At 73.5% G+C, this 19,301-nt stretch carries 15 protein-coding genes; 8 read left to right on the forward strand and 7 right to left on the reverse strand.

Going from position 1 to position 19,301, the window contains the following annotated elements; all coding sequences use genetic code 11:
• Positions 1 to 8 precede the first annotated feature (8 nt).
• On the forward strand, positions 9 to 2,063 hold the full coding sequence (locus NHG27_RS00625) for a M13 family metallopeptidase (protein WP_497014406.1): 2,055 nt from the start codon (positions 9 to 11) through the stop codon (positions 2,061 to 2,063).
• Positions 2,064 to 2,169: 106 nt separating this feature from the next.
• On the opposite strand, the gene NHG27_RS00630 is transcribed toward NHG27_RS00625, so the two are convergent.
• From NHG27_RS00630 to NHG27_RS00640, 3 genes are all read right to left on the reverse strand, one after another.
• On the reverse strand, positions 2,170 to 3,246 hold the full coding sequence (locus NHG27_RS00630; protein ID WP_497014407.1) for a hypothetical protein: 1,077 nt from the start codon (positions 3,244 to 3,246) through the stop codon (positions 2,170 to 2,172).
• A gap of 162 nt (positions 3,247 to 3,408) precedes the next feature.
• Complete coding sequence (locus tag NHG27_RS00635; RefSeq protein ID WP_497014408.1) at positions 3,409 to 3,879, reverse strand: pyridoxamine 5'-phosphate oxidase family protein; 471 nt, start codon at positions 3,877 to 3,879, stop codon at positions 3,409 to 3,411.
• A 216-nt stretch (positions 3,880 to 4,095) separates the two neighbouring features.
• Complete coding sequence (locus NHG27_RS00640; protein ID WP_407671933.1) at positions 4,096 to 4,743, reverse strand: mycothiol-dependent nitroreductase Rv2466c family protein; 648 nt, start codon at positions 4,741 to 4,743, stop codon at positions 4,096 to 4,098.
• A gap of 203 nt (positions 4,744 to 4,946) precedes the next feature.
• Between NHG27_RS00640 and pepN the strand changes: the two genes are divergently transcribed.
• Positions 4,947 to 7,508, forward strand: a complete 2,562-nt coding sequence (pepN, locus tag NHG27_RS00645; protein WP_497014409.1) for an aminopeptidase N — start codon at positions 4,947 to 4,949, stop codon at positions 7,506 to 7,508.
• Between the two features lie 159 nt (positions 7,509 to 7,667).
• Here the strand turns inward: pepN and malQ are convergent, their stop codons facing one another.
• On the reverse strand, positions 7,668 to 9,845 hold the full coding sequence (gene malQ / locus NHG27_RS00650; protein WP_193720685.1) for a 4-alpha-glucanotransferase: 2,178 nt from the start codon (positions 9,843 to 9,845) through the stop codon (positions 7,668 to 7,670).
• A gap of 225 nt (positions 9,846 to 10,070) precedes the next feature.
• Between malQ and NHG27_RS00655 the strand changes: the two genes are divergently transcribed.
• Positions 10,071 to 11,246: a mechanosensitive ion channel family protein gene (locus NHG27_RS00655; protein WP_497014410.1), complete on the forward strand. Its 1,176-nt coding sequence runs from the start codon at positions 10,071 to 10,073 to the stop codon at positions 11,244 to 11,246.
• Positions 11,247 to 11,275: 29 nt separating this feature from the next.
• Here the strand turns inward: NHG27_RS00655 and NHG27_RS00660 are convergent, their stop codons facing one another.
• On the reverse strand, positions 11,276 to 11,794 hold the full coding sequence (locus NHG27_RS00660) for a PTS sugar transporter subunit IIA (RefSeq protein ID WP_193720683.1): 519 nt from the start codon (positions 11,792 to 11,794) through the stop codon (positions 11,276 to 11,278).
• Positions 11,795 to 11,803: 9 nt separating this feature from the next.
• Complete coding sequence (locus tag NHG27_RS00665) at positions 11,804 to 12,034, reverse strand: PTS sugar transporter subunit IIB (protein ID WP_193720682.1); 231 nt, start codon at positions 12,032 to 12,034, stop codon at positions 11,804 to 11,806.
• Between the two features lie 373 nt (positions 12,035 to 12,407).
• Here NHG27_RS00665 and ptsP point away from each other — a divergent pair, with 373 nt between their 5' ends.
• The 5 genes from ptsP to NHG27_RS00690 all read left to right on the forward strand — a co-directional run bounded on the left by ptsP (position 12,408) and on the right by NHG27_RS00690 (position 18,434).
• A complete protein-coding gene (gene ptsP, locus NHG27_RS00670) occupies positions 12,408 to 14,099 on the forward strand; it encodes a phosphoenolpyruvate--protein phosphotransferase (RefSeq protein WP_497014411.1) in 1,692 nt (563 codons plus the stop codon).
• Between the two features lie 168 nt (positions 14,100 to 14,267).
• A complete protein-coding gene (locus tag NHG27_RS00675; RefSeq protein WP_497014477.1) occupies positions 14,268 to 14,666 on the forward strand; it encodes a globin in 399 nt (132 codons plus the stop codon).
• Between the two features lie 61 nt (positions 14,667 to 14,727).
• A complete protein-coding gene (locus NHG27_RS00680) occupies positions 14,728 to 15,636 on the forward strand; it encodes an acyl-CoA thioesterase (protein ID WP_193720704.1) in 909 nt (302 codons plus the stop codon).
• A 49-nt stretch (positions 15,637 to 15,685) separates the two neighbouring features.
• Positions 15,686 to 16,684, forward strand: a complete 999-nt coding sequence (locus tag NHG27_RS00685) for a DNA topoisomerase IB (RefSeq protein WP_497014412.1) — start codon at positions 15,686 to 15,688, stop codon at positions 16,682 to 16,684.
• Positions 16,685 to 16,736: 52 nt separating this feature from the next.
• Positions 16,737 to 18,434: an SDR family oxidoreductase gene (locus NHG27_RS00690; RefSeq protein WP_497014413.1), complete on the forward strand. Its 1,698-nt coding sequence runs from the start codon at positions 16,737 to 16,739 to the stop codon at positions 18,432 to 18,434.
• On the opposite strand, the gene NHG27_RS00695 is transcribed toward NHG27_RS00690, so the two are convergent.
• Complete coding sequence (locus NHG27_RS00695) at positions 18,415 to 19,215, reverse strand: hypothetical protein (RefSeq protein WP_497014414.1); 801 nt, start codon at positions 19,213 to 19,215, stop codon at positions 18,415 to 18,417. The two genes, NHG27_RS00690 and NHG27_RS00695, sit on opposite strands and share 20 nt — an antisense overlap.
• Positions 19,216 to 19,301 lie beyond the last annotated feature (86 nt).

Below are 19,301 nucleotides of genomic sequence, written 5' to 3' on the forward strand. Positions count from 1 at the left end.
TGAGACGCATGACACAGACCACATCATCCGTCGCAGGCGGAGACCTGACCGCTGCGGGCGCCGCAGGAACGGTGACCTCCGGCATCGACCTGTCAGCGCTCGACCCGGCCGTCCGTCCGCAGGACGACCTGTACCGGCACGTCAACGGGCGCTGGCTCGAGACGCACGAGATCCCCGCCGACCGGTCCATGGACGGCGCGTTCCGCGCGCTGCACGACCAGGCCGAGGAGCACGTGCGCGAGATCATCAAGGACGCCGCGGCCGCGGTCGAGGCCGGGAACGCCACGGGCGTCCAGGCGCAGATCGGCGCGCTGTTCGCGAGCTTCATGGACACCGAGTCGATCGAGGCGCGCGGCGTCACCCCGCTCGCCCCGGACCTCGCGCTGCTCGCTGCCGCGACGAACCAGGCCGAGCTGACGGGCGCGCTCGGAGCGCTGCAGCGCACGGGCGGTGCCGGCGCGTTCGGGTTCTGGGTCGACAACGACGCGAAGGACCCCGAGAAGTACGTCGCCTACCTGTACCAGGGCGGCCTGGGGCTGCCTGACGAGGCGTACTACCGCGAGGAGCAGTACGCCGAGATCCGCGCCAGGTACGTCCCGCACGTCGCGCGCATGCTCACGCTCGCGGGCGTCACCGCGGACACCTGGGGGGCGTCGCCCGAGGACGCCGCCGAGCGGGTCATGGCCCTCGAGACGCAGCTCGCGACGCACCACTGGGACGTCGTGCGCGACCGCGACGCCGACCTCACGTACAACCCCATGACGCTGGGTGCGCTCGCCGAGTCGGCACCGGGCTTCGACTGGCACGCGTGGGTCCTGGCCCTGGGTGCGCCCGAGGGGTCGCTCGACCACCTCGTGGTCCGCGAGCCGGGCTTCGCGGCCGGGTTCGCCGAGCTGTGGCAGTCGCTCCCGGTCGAGGACTGGAAGCTGTGGGCGGTGTACCACCTGGTCTCGGCGCGGGCCCCGTACCTCACGGACGAGCTGGTCGAGGCCAACTTCGACTTCTACGGCCGCACGCTCTCCGGTGCGCAGGAGGTCCGCGAGCGCTGGAAGCGCGGCGTCTCCCTCGTCGAGGGCGCGCTGGGCGAGGCCGTGGGCGCGGTGTACGTCGAGCGGCACTTCCCGCCGACCCACAAGGCGCGCATGGAGGAGCTCGTCGCGCACCTCGTCGCGGCGTACCGCGAGTCCATCCAGGGGCTGGACTGGATGACGGAGGAGACCAAGGTCAAGGCGCTCGCCAAGCTCGAGGCGTTCACGCCCAAGATCGGGTACCCGGTGAAGTGGCGCGACTACTCGGCGCTCGTGATCGAGGCCGACGACCTGCTGGGCAACGTGCGCCGCTCCAACGCGTTCGACCAGGACCGCGAGCTGGGCAAGATCGGCAAGCCGCTCGACCGCGACGAGTGGTTCATGACGCCGCAGACCGTCAACGCCTACTACAACCCGGGCATGAACGAGATCGTCTTCCCCGCGGCGATCCTCCAGCCGCCGTTCTTCGACCCGGACGCCGAGGACGCGGTCAACTACGGCGGGATCGGGGCCGTGATCGGCCACGAGATCGGCCACGGGTTCGACGACCAGGGGTCCAAGTACGACGGCGACGGTCGCCTCGAGGACTGGTGGACGCCGCAGGACCGGGCCGAGTTCGAGGTCCGCACCAAGGCGCTCATCGCCCAGTACGACGCGTTCCGCCCCGCACAGCTCCCGGCGGACGGCCCGCACGTCAACGGCGCCCTGACGATCGGGGAGAACATCGGCGACCTGGGCGGTCTGTCGATCGCGCTCAAGGCGTACCGCATCGCGCTGGGCCGCCCCCTGTCCGAGGCGCCGGTGATCGACGGCCTGACGGGCATCGAGCGCGTGTTCCTCGGCTGGGCGCAGGTGTGGCAGGCGAAGGGACGTGACGAGGAGGTCGTGCGCCGTCTCGCGACCGACCCGCACTCCCCGAACGAGTTCCGCTGCAACGGCGTGGTGCGCAACGTGGACGAGTTCTACGAGGCCTACGACGTGAGCGACTCCGACGCGCTGTACCTCGCCCCGGAGGACCGCGTCCGCATCTGGTGACGCGGACATGACGCTGCCCCGGTCCCCGTCAGGGGGCCGGGGCAGCGTGCGTCACGGGACGTCCGAGCCGGGCACGGGGCGGCGAGCACCGCCCACGGCGTCCGGCTCAGAAGGAGGACAGCCCGGCCTTCGCCAGGTTGAACCCCTTGCCCGTCTCGCTGTCGGTGCAGCGCATGCCGGTCTTGGAGCTCGTGCAGGAGTAGGAGCCGACCTCCTTGGACTGGTCGTACTCGAGCACCGGGACGTCGTTGCCGGCCTTCTTGGGCTGGTCCGCCGAGGGCACGCAGGGGATGTCGACGCCGTCGCCCGTGAGCGTCGCGACGTACCCCTTGGTCCCCTTGCACCCGTCGACCGCGGCAGGCTGCGTCGCGAGCTCGGCGATGCCGCACGAGACGCCGTCCTCGCTGATCGTGCACGTGATGTTCTTGCTGGGGCTGGTCACGGACTCCCCCGTGATCACGGCGGGACCTGGCTCCTCGGCGGGCGCCTCGGGCTGCTCGGCCGCGGGCGCCTCGGCCGACGTGCCGGGCCCCTCGGACGGAGGAGCTCCGTCGCTGCCGCCTGCGAGGTTGATCGCGAACGCGATCACGATCCCGACCAGGATCACGTCGACCGCGATGAAGGCGATCCACCCGGGGCTGAGGCCGCGCCTGCTCTTGCCTGGCCGACCGCCCTGGCCGCTGCCCGAGCCCCCTGGGGGGGCCGGCTGCGGCTGCTCGGTGTACGCGGGCTGGTAGGCCTGCTGGGGCGCGTACTGCGGCTGGGGCGCGTACTGCTGAGGCGCAGGCTGCTGCGCGGCGTACTGCTGCTGCGGCGCAGGCTGCTGCGGCGCCGCGTAGCCGGGCTGCTGGCCGGAGCCGGGCGCGAACGCGGGCGGCGGCGGCTGGTACGCGGGCTGCTGGTAGGCCGGAGCCTGGTACGCGGGCTGCGCCGGCTGGTACGCCGTGGCCTGCTGGTCCTGACCGTAGGCCGGGTGAGCCGGCTGCACCGGCTGGTACGCCGTGGCCTGCTGGTCCTGACCGTAGGCCGGGTGAGCCGGCTGCACCGGCTGGTACGCCGTGGCCTGCTGGTCCTGGGCTGAGGGCGGCGGCGTGGACCGCTGGGCCCGGGGTTGGATGACCGGAGGCTGCTGGGCAGGCTCGGAGTGCGGGGGCGGCGGAGGCACGGGGGCGTTGCCGGACATCACAGCTCCTCTGAGGACGGGGGCCCCGCAGATCCGGGGCAGAAGTACGCAGCATTGCACGGCCTCCGGGCGTCGGTCGAACTACAGGGCTGTCCGATCAGTCCCGTATGCACCACACCGGAGGTCCGGCAAGCCGCTGCTGGCCCCGCCCCGGAGACCCGCTCAGGTCGGGTGCACGTCGACGTGCACCCCGGTGCCCGGGCGCCAGGTCTCCACACGCGTCGCGTCGTCCACGACCGTGGTCAGGCGGACCCGGACGAGGTCGAGCCAGAAGAGCTGGAACGGCTCGGTCCGACCTGCTGCGGCGAGGACCTCGGCCCTGCGCGGGGCGTCCTTGGCGAGGGCGCGAACCGTCGCGTCGACCTGGACGTCCCCCTGGGTCCGGGACCCGTCCCCCGGGTTGGAGTGAAGAACGCACCGGGGGTCGACGAGCAGGTCCATCGACTTGCCCGAGCGGGACGTCGAACCGACCCACACCTCGTCGCCCCAGAAACCGACCTCGGTGCCGCTGACCCGCGGCGATCCCGTGAGCGTGCGGGTCGCCAGGACGTGCTGCCCTGCCGCCTCGAAGCGGGAGCGCACGCGCGCGGCGAGGTCGGGGGCATCGTCGACGAGTTGCTTCCAGGGAACCATGCCGTCGATCCTTCCACGCCCGGTCCGGCGCCCGGTCCGGCGCCCGGTCCAGCGCCCGGTCGCACGTCCGGTCCGCCCACCCGACGCACGACCGCGCACGGGACCGGTGCGCCCTCGCGCGGGGGCGGGTGACGCCGTCGGGCAGGACGGGCGGGGACGACGACGGCGCGCCCCTCGGCCGGAGCCGGGGACGCGCCGTCGGGCGGCAGCCTGGGGTCAGTCGAAGACCGGCCCCTGCGTGCGCGTGCGCTTGAGCTCGAAGAAGCCGGGCGTCGAGGCGACCAGGACGCACCCGTCCCACAGCCGCCCCGCGTCCTCGCCCTTGGGCGCGGGCGTCACGACCGGACCGAAGAACGCGACGTCCCCGAACGCCACCACGGGCGTCCCGACGTCCTCGCCCACGCGCGAGATGCCCTCGGCGTGCGAGGCGCGCAGCTCGGCGTCGTAGCGGTCGCTCGTCGCGTGCTCGGCGAGCGAGGCGGGCAGGCCGACCTCGGCGAGCGCCTCGGCGATCACGGCGTCGAAATCGCTGCGCCCGCCCGGGTGCAGGCGCGTGCCGATCGCGTCGTAGAGCGGCTTGACGACCTCGTCGCCGTGCTCCTGCTGCGCCGCGACCACGACCCGGACCGGGCCCCAGCCGCGCTCCATGAGGTCGCGGTACTTCTCGGGCAGCTCGCGGCCCTCGTTGAGGACCGACAGGCTCATGACGTGCCAGCGCACGCTCACGTCGCGGACCGTCGAGACCTCGTCCATCCACCGGCTCGTCATCCAGGCCCAGGGACACAGCGGGTCGAACCAGAAGTCGGCGGTGCGCACGGGCGCGTCGCCCTCACGCGGTTCGTCCACGGTGTACGACGTCGTCACAGCAGTCACGGGGCAGGTCTCCTCAGCAGGTGGGCAGGGTCGGACAGGGGCGCGGTCCCGCTGCCCCGCCCTGTCAACACGCACCCCGACCCGGACATTCCGGTTCCCCGAGGTTCCCGCGAGAGGCGGCGACCTGCGGGGGTCCCCGTGGGACAATCGACGCGGCCCACCCGGCCAGCCCGATCCGTACTGAGGAGATGTTTGTGCCCGGAGAGAACCTCACCCGCGCCGAAGCCGCCGAGCGCGCCGGTGTCGTCACCGTCCGTTCCTACGAGGTCGCCCTCGACCTCACCACGGGACCCACGACGTTCGGCTCGACCACGGTGGTGCGGTTCGCCGCGACCGCCGGGGCGAGCACCTTCATCGACCTGATCGCTCCGACGGTCCACGAGGTCGTCCTCAACGGCGAGGCGCTCGACGTCGAGCAGGTCTTCGCCGACTCCCGCATCCAGCTCGACGGTCTCGCCGCCGAGAACGAGCTCCGCATCGTCGCGGACGCCGCCTACACCAACTCGGGCGAGGGCCTGCACCGCTTCGTCGACCCGGTCGACGGCGAGGTCTACCTCTACAGCCAGTTCGAGGTACCCGACTCGCGCCGCGTGTTCGCCGCGTTCGAGCAGCCCGACCTCAAGGCGACGTTCCAGTTCACGGTCACCGCGCCGTCGGCGTGGCAGGTCGTGTCCAACTCGCCCACGCCCGAGCCCGTCCCCGCGACGCACGCCACCGACGACGCCGTCGAGGCCTCGACGTGGACGTTCGAGCCCACGCAGGTCATCTCGACCTACATCACCGCGATCGTCGCCGGCCCGTACGTGGTCGAGCGCTCCGAGCTGACCTCCTCGGACGGCCGCGTGATCCCGCTCGGCGTGTTCGCGCGCAAGTCGCTCGCGCCCCACCTGGACGCGGACTACATCTTCGAGAAGACCCGCCAGGGCTTCGCGTTCTTCGAGGAGAAGTTCGACTACCCGTACCCGTTCGCCAAGTACGACCAGCTCTTCGTGCCCGAGTTCAACGCCGGGGCCATGGAGAACGCGGGCGCCGTGACGTTCACCGAGACCTACGTCTTCCGTTCCAAGGTCACCGACGCGATCAAGGAACGCCGCGTCGTGACGATCCTGCACGAGCTCGCGCACATGTGGTTCGGCGACCTGGTCACCATGAAGTGGTGGAACGACCTGTGGCTCAACGAGTCCTTCGCGGAGTGGGCCTCGACGCTCGCGACCGCCGAGGCCACCGAGTGGACCGAGGCCTGGACCACGTTCGCCGCGATGGAGAAGGCCTGGGCCTACCGCCAGGACCAGCTCCCCTCGACGCACCCCATCGTCGCGACCATCAACGACCTCGAGGACGTGCAGGTCAACTTCGACGGCATCACCTACGCCAAGGGCGGGTCGGTCCTCAAGCAGCTCGTGGCCTGGGTCGGCATCGACGCCTTCATGGCCGGCGTGGCCCAGTACTTCAAGAAGCACGAGTACCGGAACACCGAGCTCAAGGACCTGCTGACCGAGCTCGAGGCCACGAGCGGGCGCGAGCTCGGCTCGTGGGCACGGCTGTGGCTCGAGACCGCGGGCGTCAACACGCTGCGCCCGGAGATCGAGCTCGACGCGCACCAGCGCATCGTGTCGTTCGCGGTGCTCCAGGAGGCCCCGGCCGACTACCCGACGATCCGTCCCCACCGCCTCGCGATCGGCTTCTACAACGTGGTCGACGGCGCCCTGGTGCGTGAGCACCGCGTCGAGATCGACGTCGACGGCGTCCGCACCGAGGTCCCCGAGCTCGCGGGCCTCGACCGGCCGCAGCTCGTGCTGCTCAACGACGACGACCTGGCGTACGCCAAGATCCGTCTCGACGACGCCTCGCTCGAGGTCGCCGTCGAGCACCTCGCCGACATCACCGACCCGCTCGCACGCTCGCTCGTGTGGGGCTCGGTCTGGGACGCGACGCGCGACGGCGAGACCCCGGCGAGCGAGTACGTGCGCCTGGTCCTGGGCAACATCGCCCGCGAGACCGAGTCCACGACCATCCGCACCACGCTCAACCAGCTCGCGCTGGCCGCGAAGTCGTACGTCGCACCGGGCAGGCAGGCCGCGACGCTCGCGGTCGTCGGCGACGAGCTGTGGCGCCTCGCGCAGTCCGCGCAGGCCGGCACCGACGCCCAGTTCCAGTTCGTGAAGTTCTTCGCGCACCTGGCCTCGACGCCTGCGCACGCCGACGTGCTGCGCGGGCTGCTCGACGGTTCGTCGGCCCTGGAGGGGCTGGAGATCGACACCGACCTGCGCTGGGAGATCCTCGAGGGCCTCGTCCTCCTGGGCCGTGCGGACCAGGCCGAGGTCGACGCCGCGCTCGCGCAGGACCGCACGGCGACGGGCCAGCAGTCGGCTGCGCGCGCGACCGCGACGACCCCCACGACCGAGGCCAAGGTCGCGGCGTTCGCCTCGCTCGTCGAGTCGGACGAGGCCCCCAACGCGATCGTGCGGGCCACGACGCAGGGCTTCCAGCACGTCAACGACCCGGCCGTCCTCGCGCCGCTCGTCGAGCGGTACTTCTCCTCGCTGACCACGCTGTGGGCCGAGCGGAGCTACCACATCGCCGAGACGCTGGTCGTGGGCCTGTACCCGGCGGCGCTCGCGAACGAGGAGCTGCGCGACGCGACGCAGGCCTGGCTCGACGCCCACGCCGACGCGGCCCCGGCGCTGCGCCGCCTGGTCGTCGAGAACCTGGCGGGCGTCGAGCGGGCGCTCACGGCGCAGGCCGCGGACGTCTGAGGCTGACGCACCCCCGACGACCGACGCCGGGGTGGAGGGGAACGATCCCTCCACCCCGGCGTCGGTCGTTCCCGGTACCTGCACCAGGTCGAGGGATCGCGTCGACGGAGAGGGCCGGAACCTCCTCCTCGACGACGGACCGCCGGCCCGGCGCCAGGGTCAGGACAGGGCCTCGCGCATGACCTTCGCGAGCGAGAGCAGCCGGGCGTTGTCGAACAGGTCCTCGAGCAGGACCACGTTGCCCGACGGGTCGCCCAGAGGCACCTTCCAGTTGGGGTACTCCTGGTCCGTCCCCGGCTGGTTCTGCGTCCGACGCTCCCCCACCGCGTCGGCCAGCGACACCCCGACCAGGACCGCCGGGGAGTGCGTGACCAGGACGTGCAGCGCCTCGACGAGCTCACGCTCCGACGGGTCCTCGCCGATCAGCCCCCGCTCCGTGAGCAGGGCGACCATCGCGTCCCGCTCGGCGCGCGCGACCTGACGGACGTGGGCGGCCGGCTCGGTGAGCAGGCCCAGGCGCTCGCGCAGGTCGACCTGCTCGCCCGCGAGATAGCCCGCGGTCGGTGGCAGGTCGTGCGTGGTGATCGTCGCCAACGCCAGCCGGCGGTACGCCTCGGGGGCCAACGGACGCCCCGCCTCGTCCTTCTCGAACCACAGCACCGACGTCCCCAGGATGCCGCGCTCCGTCAGGTACTCGCGGACCCACGGCTCGAACACCCCGAGGTCCTCGCCGATCACGAGCGCCCCGGCACGCTGGGCCTCGAGGCACAGGATGCCCACGAGCGCCTCGTGGTCGTAGCGCACGTAGGCGCCGGCGTCGGCGCGCGCCGCCCCCGGGATCCACCAGAGCCGGAACAGGCCGATCACGTGGTCGACCCGGATCGCTCCCGCGTGCCGCAGGACCGTGCGCAGCAGGTCACGGAACGGTGCGTACCCGGCACGCGCCAGGGCGCGCGGGTCCCACGGCGGCTGCGACCAGTTCTGCCCCTGCTGGTTGTACATGTCCGGCGGTGCGCCGACCGTCACGCCCCGGGCGAGCACACCGCGGTGCGCCCACGCGTCCGCGCCGTGCGGGTGCACGCCCACCGCGAGGTCGTGCATGATCCCGACCGACATCCCGGCGTCGAGCGCCGTGCGCTGCGCGACCTCGAGCTGCTCGTCGGCGACCCACTGCAGCCAGCAGTAGAACTCGACCTGGTCGTCGTGCTGCTCCCGGAGGGCGGCGACCGTCGGGGACGAGGGGTCGAGGGCCAGCGGCGGCCAGTCGCGGTCGCCGAAGTGGTCCGCCAGCATGCACCACGTCGCGAAGTCCTCGAGGCCCTTGCCCTGCTCGGCCCGGAACGCGTCGAACGACGCCTGGCGCGCGGTGGACCGGGGGGCCGCGAAGACGACCTCGAGCGCAGCCTTCTTGGCCTCCCAGGCGGCGTCACGGTCGATGGGCCCCGCGTCGGAGCTCAGGTCGCGGACCGGGTCGAACGACCACTCCACGAGCGAGCGGTCGGCGGCCGACAGGTAGCCCGTCTCGCGGACGTCCTCGACGCGGATGTAGAGCGGGTTCACGAACCGCCTGCTCGTGGGCAGGTAGGGCGACGGCGTCATGGGCGTGCGCGGCTCGGCCGCGGCCAACGGGTTGACCAGCACGAAGTCGGCACCGGCCCGGTGCGCGCCCAGCCACGCGAGGTCCGCGAGGTCCGCGAGGTCTCCCACGCCCCACGACGCCTTGGACCGCACCGAGTACAGCTGGGTCATGAGCCCCCAGGCCCGCCCCTCCCGGAGGGGCTCGGGGAGCTCGAGGCGCTGCGGCGTCACGACCAGCGTCGCCCGCGCCTGCGTGCCGTCGCTCGTGGCGTGGACCTCGTGCCAGCCCAGCGGGAGGTCGGCCGGGACGGCGAACGTCGCGCGCCCGATCGCCCGCCCGTCGACCGTGCGCGGCTCGACGTACGCGTCGACCTGAGCGAGAGCCCGACGTTCACGGACCGGTGGAGCGGTGGACCGGAACCCGTGCGCCTCGACGGGTTCGAGCTCGGCCCACACCTCGACCGGCGAACCGTCGGCGACGTGCACGGGGAAGCGGACCTCGTCGCCCTGGCGCACGACCAGGGTCGGGGGCAGCATCTGCCGCCACTCGTCGTCGACCGAGTGCTCGAGGCTGACCGCGACCTTCTCGGGAGAAGAGGCCGGCACGCCGAGGGCCTCGAGCACAGCGACGAGCGTCTGCGCGCTCACCTGGCGCTGCGTGCCGTCGAAGCCCCAGAAGTCCGGTGCGACGCCATGGGCAGCGGCCAGCTGGACCAGCGGTTCGGGGACCTCGGCCGAGACATGCTGTGGAACGCTCACGAGGGTGATCCTGCCAGAGCGATGCGGCGACGGCAGCGCTTGGGGCCGGTGTGGCGCGGGTGATGGGTGCCGGGGCGGCGCGCCCGTCCTGCCGGCGGGCCGGGTTCGGGCGCGTGCACGTCGTTCTCGCGCGCCTCTCACACCGTCTTCGCGACCTGCGCACGGGCCCCGGTGAGGCGCGGGAGACGTCGTCGGGCGGGCGGTCGCGGCAGGTAACCTGCCGGGATGGATTCTCCGACCCCGTCCCCCTCAGACAGCGTGGGCGAGCAGTTCGCGGACACGGCCAACGTCTGGCTCGAGTGGTTCCTCGGCACGCCCCTGCGGATCATCCTCATCGTCGTGATCGGCTCGATCCTGCTCGCGATCCTGCGCCGGCTCATCAACCGCGTCGCCGAGCACATCGCCGACGGCACACCGCTGACCGAGCGCCGTGGCATGAAGGGCCTGAGCCAGTCCGCGGTCGGCACGGTGCTGCTGCGGGCCAACCCGCTCGCGAACGCCCGCCGCGCCCAGCGGGCCCGCACGATCGGCTCGGTGCTGCGCTCGACCGTGAACATCCTCGTGGGCACCACGATCGTCCTCATGGTCCTGACCGAGCTGGGCATGAACATCGCGCCGTTCCTCGCGTCGGCCGGGATCGTGGGCGTCGCCCTGGGCTTCGGCGCACAGAGCCTCGTCAAGGACTTCCTGTCCGGCACGTTCATGCTGCTCGAGGACCAGTACGGGGTGGGCGACTCGGTCGACTTCGGTGTCGTGTCCGGCACGGTCGAGGAGGTCGCGCTGCGCGTGACCAAGGTCCGCGACGCCGACGGCACCCTCTGGTACATCCGCAACGGCGAGATCCTGCGCACGGGCAACAAGTCGCAGGAGTGGGGGCGCGCCTCGGTCGAGGTGCACGTCGCCTACTTCGCGGACCTCGAGCAGGTCGAGCGGGTCCTGCGCGACGCCGGCCAGGAGGTCGCGGCGGACCCCGTCCTGGGGACGTACCTCCTGGAGCAGCCCGCCGTGTCCGGCATCGAGTCCATGACCCCCGAGGAGATGGTCCTCAGGGTCTCGGTCAAGACGCAGGCCGCGATGCAGAGCGAGGTCTCGCGCGCCCTGCGCACGACGGTCCGCGAGCGCCTCGCCGCGGCCAGGGTGCCCCTGCCCGGGGCGGAGGCCCCCGCCGAGGTCGAGGACGCCGCGGTACCCGACGCCGAGGTCCCGCCGCACGGCACCGCCCCGGCCCGGGGCGCGGCTCCGGCGACGGGCCCGCAGGACACCTTGCAGAACAGGGACACGGTGCAGAACGGCGACTCCGTGCAGCGGCGGGACTCGGTGCAGCCCCCGGGGGCGTCCGCCACGGCCCGCGACACAGGCCGCGACGCGATGGCCGACGACCCGTCGCAGCCGGACCGCTGACGGGCCGCTGACGGGCCGCTGACGGGCCGCTAGGCCCAGGAGAGCACGGGCTCCCCGGCCCGGACCGCCCGGCCGGGCTCGACGAGCGTCGTCAGCGCGGCGGGGTCCCCCTGGAGCGCGACGACGGGACACACGGTCGGAAGGCCGAGCGCGGCCACGCGCTCGGGCTCCCACGACAGCAGGGTCGCACCGACCTCGACCTGGTCACCGGCCTCGACGTGGAGCTGGAAGCCCTCGCCGCCGAGCCGGACCGTGTCGATCCCGAGGTGCACCAGGACGGTGCGTCCCCCGGGCGTCTCGAGCGCGAACGCGTGCGGGAAGAGCGAGCCGAGGACGCCGGCCGCGGGCGCCACGACCGTCGAGATCCCGTCCCGGTCCACGGTGGGCTCGATCGCGAGCCCGGGGCCGACGAACTCCTGCGCGAAGACGGGGTCGGGGACGTCCGTCAGCGCGCGGACGGTACCGCTCAGCGGTGCTCCGACCACGAGGACCGGCTCGTCGTGCGACGAGCCGGTCCTCACGGGGCGTGCGGGACCGGTCGGGGGCATCTGCTCGCGTCAGCGCAGGGTGTCGAGCTCGGCAGCGAGGTTGTCGGCCTCCGGCCCCACGATGACCTGGATGACGCGGCCCGAGCGCACGACGCCGAACGCGCCCGTGGCCTTGAGCCCGACCTCGTCGACCAGGGCCGGGTTGGTCACCTCGACGCGCAGCCGGGTGATGCAGGGTTCGAGGTCGATCACGTTCGCCTGTCCGCCGAGCGCCTCGAGGATCTGCTGTGCCTTGCTCATCTACGAACTCCTGACTCGGTGCTGCGGGCGTCGTTGCCGGGGCCAAGGCCTGGGAACAGGCCTCTTTCCTCACACCCTAGTCTCGCAGCCGGTGCCCGGGAGGGAGAACAGCGGGCGATTTCACGGCCCGACGGCGCTGCTCGCCCGCCCGGGCGGGTCCGGCCGCGCAGGTCTCCCCCGGGCCCGGGGCGGGTCCTGCGGGCCGCGACCCGTGCGCGGGACCGCCGTGGCGCCGTCGGGCCTGCCGCGCCTCTTCCCGGAGAGAGCGACGCCCGCCACGGCCGCCCGCTTGGCGCTCCCCTCGCGCCTGAGGAACACTGCCAGAGAGGGCCCCCGGCCGACCGCCGGGGTCGGGCGAGCTCAGGAGGACGTCGTGACCAGCGAGGAACAGCGGACGATCACCGGCATCGGGGTGTGCCCCGGAAAGGTCGTCGGGCCGGTCGTCCTCCTGCCCGAGCCGCTCGCCGAGCCCTCCCCCGGGCTCCGGCTGAGCCCCACGGCCGACCTGCGCGCCGAGGCCGACCGCATCCCGGTCGCAGCGGCGCAGGTGCAGGCCGACCTCGACCGCGCCGCAGCCGCCGCGACCGGGGACACGCGCGACGTCCTGGAGGCCACGGCCGCCATGGCCACCGACCCCACGCTCGCGGCCGACGCCGAACGACGGGTCGTCGAGGAGCATCTCGTCGCCGAGCGCGCGGTGTGGGAGGCCGCCGAGTCCGTGGCCCAGCAGTTCGAGGCCCTCGGCGGGTACTTCGCCGAGCGTGCGCGCGACATCGCGGACGTGCGCGACCGGATCGTCGCCGCGCTCTCGGGCCGTCCCGCCCCCGGCGTCCCGGACCACCCCGAGCCGTTCGTGCTCGTCGCGTCCGACCTGGCCCCCTCGGTGACCGCCGGGCTGGACCCCGCACGCGTGCTCGCGATCGTGACGGACGGGGCCGGGCCGACGTCGCACACCGCGATCGTCGCCAACGCCATGGGCATCCCTGCGGTCGTCGCCGCGGCCGGGGCCAGCGCGGCGCTCGTCGCCGGCGACACGGTCCTCGTGGACGGGTCGGCCGGGACCGTGGTCGTGCACCCCACCGACGCGCAGGTCTCGGCGGCGCGCGCGCTCGCCGCGACCGTGCGGACGTTCTCCGGGGAGGGACGCACCGCCGACGGGCACCGCGTCCAGCTCCTGGCCAACATCGGCGACCCGGCCGGTGCGGCGCCCGCCGCGGCGGCCGGGGCCGAGGGGGTCGGTCTCTTCCGCTCCGAGTTCGCGTTCCTCGACCGTGAGGAACCGCCCACGACCGAGGAGCAGGTCGAGGCCTACCGCACCGTCTTCCGCGCCTTCCCCGGCCGCAAGGTCGTGATCCGCACGCTCGACTCCGGGGCGGACAAGCCCCTGCACTTCCTGTCGGTCGACGACGAGGAGAACCCGGCCCTCGGGGTGCGCGGGCTGCGCACGGCCCAGAAGTGGCCCGACCTCCTGGAGCAGCAGCTCGAGGCGATCGCCCTCGCGGCCGCCGCCGAGGAGGCCGTCGTGTGGGTCATGGCACCGATGGTCTCGACCGTGGCCGAGACCGAGTGGTTCGTCGCGCGCTGCGCGGCCCACGGCCTGGGGACCGCGGGCGTCATGATCGAGGTGCCCAGCGCGGCACTGCTCGCCGGGCCCGTGCTCGCCCGCGCGCACTTCGCGTCGATCGGCACCAACGACCTCACGCAGTACACGATGGCGGCCGACCGCCTCCTCGGCTCGCTCGCCGAGCTCAGCGACCCCTGGCAGCCCGCCGTGCTCCAGCTCGTGGCCGCGACCTGCCGCGGCGGCGACCTCCAGGGTCGACCCGTGGGCGTGTGCGGCGAGGCCGCGTCGAACCCCGTGCTCGCGTCCGTGCTCGTCGGGCTCGGGGTGTCCTCGCTGTCCATGACGGCCCGCGCGATCCCCGACGTCGCCGCCCTGCTGGGCGCGGTCACGGTCGCCGAGTGCCGCGAGGTCGCACAGCTCGCGCTCGCCGCCGAGAGCGCGGCCGACGCGCGAGCAGCCGTGCGTGCCGCCCTCCCCCAGCTCGACGAGCTGGGGCTGTGAGGAGCCCGACAGCGGCGAGCGTCACGTCACCCGGGTCCTCCGGCCGGTCCGACCGGGTGGGATGATGGCCGCGTGACCAGCGATCCTGTCCCCCACCCCGGCGGCTCGCCCGCGCCGCCGCCCGGCAGCTCCCCCAGCGCCCTCCCGGTGAGCACCGCGGCTCCGCGCCTGCGCGAGTCCGTCGCGTCCTCGGACAGCCTGTACGACGCGATCGGGGGTCACGAGACGTTCGTGCGCCTCGTCGACGTGTTCTACGAGGGCGTCGCCGCGGACCCCGTGCTCAAGCCCATGTACCCCGAGGAGGACCTCGGCCCCGCCAAGGTCCGCCTGACCATGTTCCTGGAGCAGTACTGGGGTGGTCCCACGACGTACTCCGAGCAGCGCGGCCACCCGCGGCTGCGCATGCGGCACGCGCCGTTCAAGGTCAACCCCGACGCGCGGGACCGCTGGCTCACGCACATGCGCGCCGGCGTCGACTCCCTGGACCTCGCCCCGCTGCACGAGGCAACTCTCTGGGACTACCTGGAGCGTGCCGCCCACTCGCTGATCAACACCTTCGAGGAGTGACGTGACCGACGTGACGGCCCCCCGCGCCGACCAGCCCGAGCAACGCGACCGAGCCCAGCCCTTGCGCACCAAGGTCACGGCCGACGAGCTCGCCCGCGACCCCCTGGGCAACCTGCTGCGAGCGCTCCAGCTCGAGGAGAAGCCCGCCGACGACTCCCGCTCCGACGGCGCCGACGTGCGCTTCGGCGGCCTGAGCGTCGACCAGCCCAACGCCCGGATCTACGGTGGCCAGGTGCTCGCGCAGGCGCTCATGGCCGCGGGCCTGACGGTCGACGGAGACCGACGCCCCCACTCGATGCACGGGTACTTCCTGCGCGCCGGGGACCTCGACGCCCCGATCGAGTTCGCGGTCGAGAAGCTGCGCGACGGACGCTCGTTCAGCGCGCGCCGCACGCACGCCGTGCAGCACGGCAAGCCGATCCTGTCGATGATCGCCTCGTTCCAGGAGGAGCAGGACGGCGTCGAGCACACGTCGCCCATGCCCGAGGCCCCGGACCCCGAGACGCTGCCCTCGGCGTTCGACGAGCTGGGCGCGATCCCGCACCCCGCGGCCCGGTCGCGCTCGCACGAGTCGGCGTTCGACCTGCGGCACGTGGGCGGGTCGCTCTACCTGGGCCCGGGCGCCGAGCGCACCGACCAGCAGATGGTGTGGATGAAGGCCCGCGGCCCGGTCGAGGGCGACCAGCTCCTGCACCGTGCCCTCATGGCGTACGCGTGCGACCAGATCATGCTCGAGCCCGTGCTGCGCAAGACCGGTTCGAGCTGGGTCACGCCCGGTGCGTCGATCGCGAGCCTCGACCACGCCATGTGGTGGCACCGGGACGCCCGCGTCGACGAGTGGCTGCTGTACGTGCAGTCCTCGCCGAGCGCGCAGGGTGGCCGCGGCCTCGGCGCCGCGCGCGTCTTCACGCGTGACGGGCGGCTCGTGGCGAGCATCGCGCAGGAGGGCATGCTGCGGCTCCCGGTCTGAGGGCCTCCCTGAACGAGCGAGCCACCGGGACGCGGTGCAGGATGACCGGATGGTCCGCCTGCGCCGCGTCTCGCTCTCCTCCCCCGGGTACGGGCGCCGCCGCCACGGGAAGGGGTTCTCCTACCTCGACGTCGACGGGTCACGCCTGACCGACGCGGACGAGGTCGCACGCTGCACCCGGCTGGTCGTCCCGCCCGCCTGGACCGAGGTCTGGATCTGCCGCTACCCCGACGGCCACATCCAGGCGTTCGGGTACGACGACGCGGGCCGCGGCCAGTACCTGTACCACGAGCAGTGGCGCGAGCGCCGGAGCCGCCGCAAGTTCGACCACGTCCTCGCGGTCGGTGCCCGGCTGCCCGCCGCGCGCCGTCGGGTCGCCAAGGACCTCGCGCTGGACGGCATGCCGCGGGACAAGGTCCTCGCGCTCGCGTTCCGGCTGCTGGACCTCGCGTACTTCCGCGCGGGCAGCGAGACGTACGCGAAGCAGAACGGCAGCTACGGGCTCGCGACGCTCCGCACCGAGCACGTGCGCGTCCGGCGCGACGGCTCGGTCCGCTTCCGCTACCCCGCGAAGTCGGGCCAGGTGCGCGACGTCGTCGTCGAGGACGACCACGTCCGCGAGGTCGTCACGACGCTCGTACGGCGTCGCGGTGCGCGCGACCTGCTCGCGTGGCGCGAGGAGACGCCCGACGGCGTCGTGTGGCACGACGTCACGAGCACCGACGTGTCCGCCTACCTCAAGGAACGCCTGGGCGAGGACGCGACCGCGAAGGACTTCCGCACCTGGCACGCCACGGTCCTCGCGGCCCGCGCCCTGGCCGACGCCGGTGACGCGCCGCGGTCCGCACGCGACCGTCGGGCCGTGGTCGCGGGCGTCGTGCGCGACGTCGCCGACGAGCTCGGCAACACGCCCGCCGTCGCACGCTCGTCGTACATCGACCCTCGTCTGATCGACCTCTGGGAGCGCGGGCAGACCGTCGCGCCGTTCCTGGGACGGCGTCGGAGCCAGGCCGCCGCCGAGCGTGCCGTGCTCGACCTCCTCGGGTGACGGGGACGGCCGGTCGCGAGTCACGCGCACCCGCGTCACCATGGGGAGCACCATGACTCCCGACGACGCCGCTCCCTCACAGCCCGCACCGCCCGCGCCCGCCGACGCGCCCACGACGACGCCGGCGGCCTCCGGCCCGGCCCTGACCGTCGCGGTCACGGGCGTCACGGGCTACGTCGGGGGCCGGCTCGTCCCCGAGCTCCTGGAGGCCGGGCACCGGGTGAGGGCCCTGGCCCGCCGTCCCGAGCGCCTGGCCGGGCGCGACTGGGCCGAGCGCGTCGACCTGGTCCGCGCCGACGCGTCCGACCTGGACCAGATCCGCGAGGCGCTGCGCGGCGCCGACGTGGCGTACTACCTCATCCACTCGCTGGGGACGGGCCGCTCGTTCGCGGCCCGCGACCGTCGCACCGCGCTGACGTTCGCGCAGGCCGCCCGCGAGGCGGGCGTCGGGCGGATCGTCTACCTGGGCGGCCTGTCGCCCGACGTCGACGACTCCGAGCTGTCCCCGCACCTGGCCTCGCGCAAGGAGGTCGGCGAGATCCTGCTCGCCTCGGGGGTCCCGACGACGGTGCTCCAGGCCGCGGTGATCCTCGGCTCGGGCTCGGCGTCGTTCGAGATGATGCGGTACCTGACCGAGCGCCTGCCCGCGATGACGACGCCTCGCTGGGTCGACAACCGGATCCAGCCCGTCGCGATCCGCGACGTGCTGCGCTACCTGGTCGGCTCCGCGACCATGCCACCGGACGTCTCGCGCGCGTTCGACATCGGTGGCCCGGACGTCCTCACCTACCGTCAGATGATGCAGGGCTACGCGCAGGTCGCGGGCCTCCCCCGCCGCCTGATCGTGAGCGTCCCGGTCCTGACGCCGCGCCTGTCGAGCCACTGGGTGGGCCTCGTGACGCCCGTCCCCGCGAGCATCGCGCGCCCGCTGGTCGAGTCGCTCGTCCACGAGGTCGTGTGCGACGAGCACGACGTCGCGCAGTACGTCCCGGACCCTCCCGAGGGTCTCATCGGCTTCCGGCGCGCGGTCGAGCTCGCGCTCGAGCGCATCCACGACGGCGAGGTGACCACGCGCTGGTCCTCGGCCGCGGTCGAGGGCGCCCCGAGCGACCCGCTGCCCTCCGACCCCGACTGGGCGGGCGGCTCGCTCTACGTCGACGAGCGTCGTCGTGTCGTGGACGCCCCGGCGGACGTCCTGTGGCAGGTCATCGAGTCGATCGGCGGGCAGCGCGGCTGGTACTCGTGGTCGCTCGCGTGGCGCGTGCGGGGCCTGCTGGACCGGTTGTCGGGCGGTCCGGGTCTGCGGCGCGGCCGTCGCGACGAGCGCACGCTCGTGGTCGACGACGTCCTGGACTTCTGGCGCGTCGAGGCGATCGAGCCGGGGCGTCGTCTGCTGCTGCGCGCCGAGATGCGGCTCCCGGGGCTCGCGTGGCTCGAGCTGCGCGTCGACGAGGCGGCCGTGGAGGTCACCGGTCCCGACGACGTCGGGCCCGCTCCCGAGGAGGCGTCCGGCCCGGACCGGAGCTACTTCGCGCAGCGGGCGCTCTTCCACCCGCACGGGCTTGCCGGGCAGGCCTACTGGTGGGCGGTCAAGCCGTTCCACGGCGTGGTGTTCGGAGGCATGCAGAAGAACATCGCCGAGGCCGCGGAACGGGCGGCCCGCGCCGGGGGCTCAGCCCCGCGTGCTGCGACGCACCCGAGCCCTCGTCCCCCGGAGCCGTCGAGGAGGTTCACTCCTCGAGCGCGCTGAGCATGCGGTCCACGAGCGCGAACGCGGTCTCGCTCACGACCATCCCGGCGAGCGTCACGTCGGTGAGGTCGGCGTAGTCCTCGATGAGCTCCCGGATGTCCTCGTCGAGGATCCCGGGCCGGTGCACGGCCCCACGGGCCGGGACCGCCCCCGAGACCAGGTCGAACGTGAGGGACGCGATCGCGGCCACCAGGGGGTCCTCGTCCGCGACCAGTCGGGCGATCGCCGCGCGACCGGCGGCCGAGGTCGCGTCGCCCGTGACGGCCTGGAACGCGAGGAGCGCGACCTGCAGGGTCCGCGGGCCGTCGAGGAACGAGCGGTCCAGCGCGGGCAGGACCTCCTGCGCAGCGAGCAGCACCTCGAGCTGGAGGTCGACCTGCTCGGCGGGCTCACCGGGCAGGTGCGCGGCGCCCATGGTCAGCAGCAGGAGCGCCACCCCGCTCCGCACGTCCTCCGCCAGGCGCTCGTCGCGCACCATGGCCGTGAGGACGCGCAGCGCGGGGACCGACACCTCGTAGAGGGCGCCCTCGTAGTTCACGACCTGCCACAGCAGGTCGAGCGCCTCGTCCTGCTCGGCTCCGGGGGGCCCGACGACGGCACGCACGAGGTCCGGCAGCACGTCTGCCGCGCCGAACGCCCCCTGGTAGGCAGCCCAGTCCACGACGTCGAGCTCGGCGTCGACCTCCGAGACGGCGGCCTCGGACCGGTGCACGACGGGCAGAACGACGGGGAGCTCGGTGCTGACGGCCGCGTCAGCGCCCACAACCTCTACGGTGTCCACGCGCGCATCATGACATCTACCGGGGGCATCCGTCACGGCCGGGTTCGTCACCGGCCCTTCGACCGTCTCGTCCCGGCGCCGGGAGC

The organism is Oerskovia sp. 140933 (assembly GCF_059651515.1).

Bases quoted from the DNA above. Each gene is read 5' to 3' on its own strand.
- NHG27_RS00635 (WP_497014408.1), bottom strand. From the start codon at position 3,879: ATGGTTCCCTGGAAGCAACTCGTCGACGATGCCCCCGACCTCGCCGCG.
- NHG27_RS00690 (WP_497014413.1), top strand. From the start codon at position 16,737: ATGACTCCCGACGACGCCGCTCCCTCACAGCCCGCACCGCCCGCGCCC.
- NHG27_RS00630 (WP_497014407.1), bottom strand. From the start codon at position 3,246: ATGTCCGGCAACGCCCCCGTGCCTCCGCCGCCCCCGCACTCCGAGCCT.
- NHG27_RS00685 (WP_497014412.1), top strand. From the start codon at position 15,686: ATGGTCCGCCTGCGCCGCGTCTCGCTCTCCTCCCCCGGGTACGGGCGC.
- NHG27_RS00660 (WP_193720683.1), bottom strand. From the start codon at position 11,794: ATGCCCCCGACCGGTCCCGCACGCCCCGTGAGGACCGGCTCGTCGCAC.
- NHG27_RS00625 (WP_497014406.1), top strand. From the start codon at position 9: ATGACACAGACCACATCATCCGTCGCAGGCGGAGACCTGACCGCTGCG.
- NHG27_RS00665 (WP_193720682.1), bottom strand. From the start codon at position 12,034: ATGAGCAAGGCACAGCAGATCCTCGAGGCGCTCGGCGGACAGGCGAAC.
- NHG27_RS00655 (WP_497014410.1), top strand. From the start codon at position 10,071: ATGGATTCTCCGACCCCGTCCCCCTCAGACAGCGTGGGCGAGCAGTTC.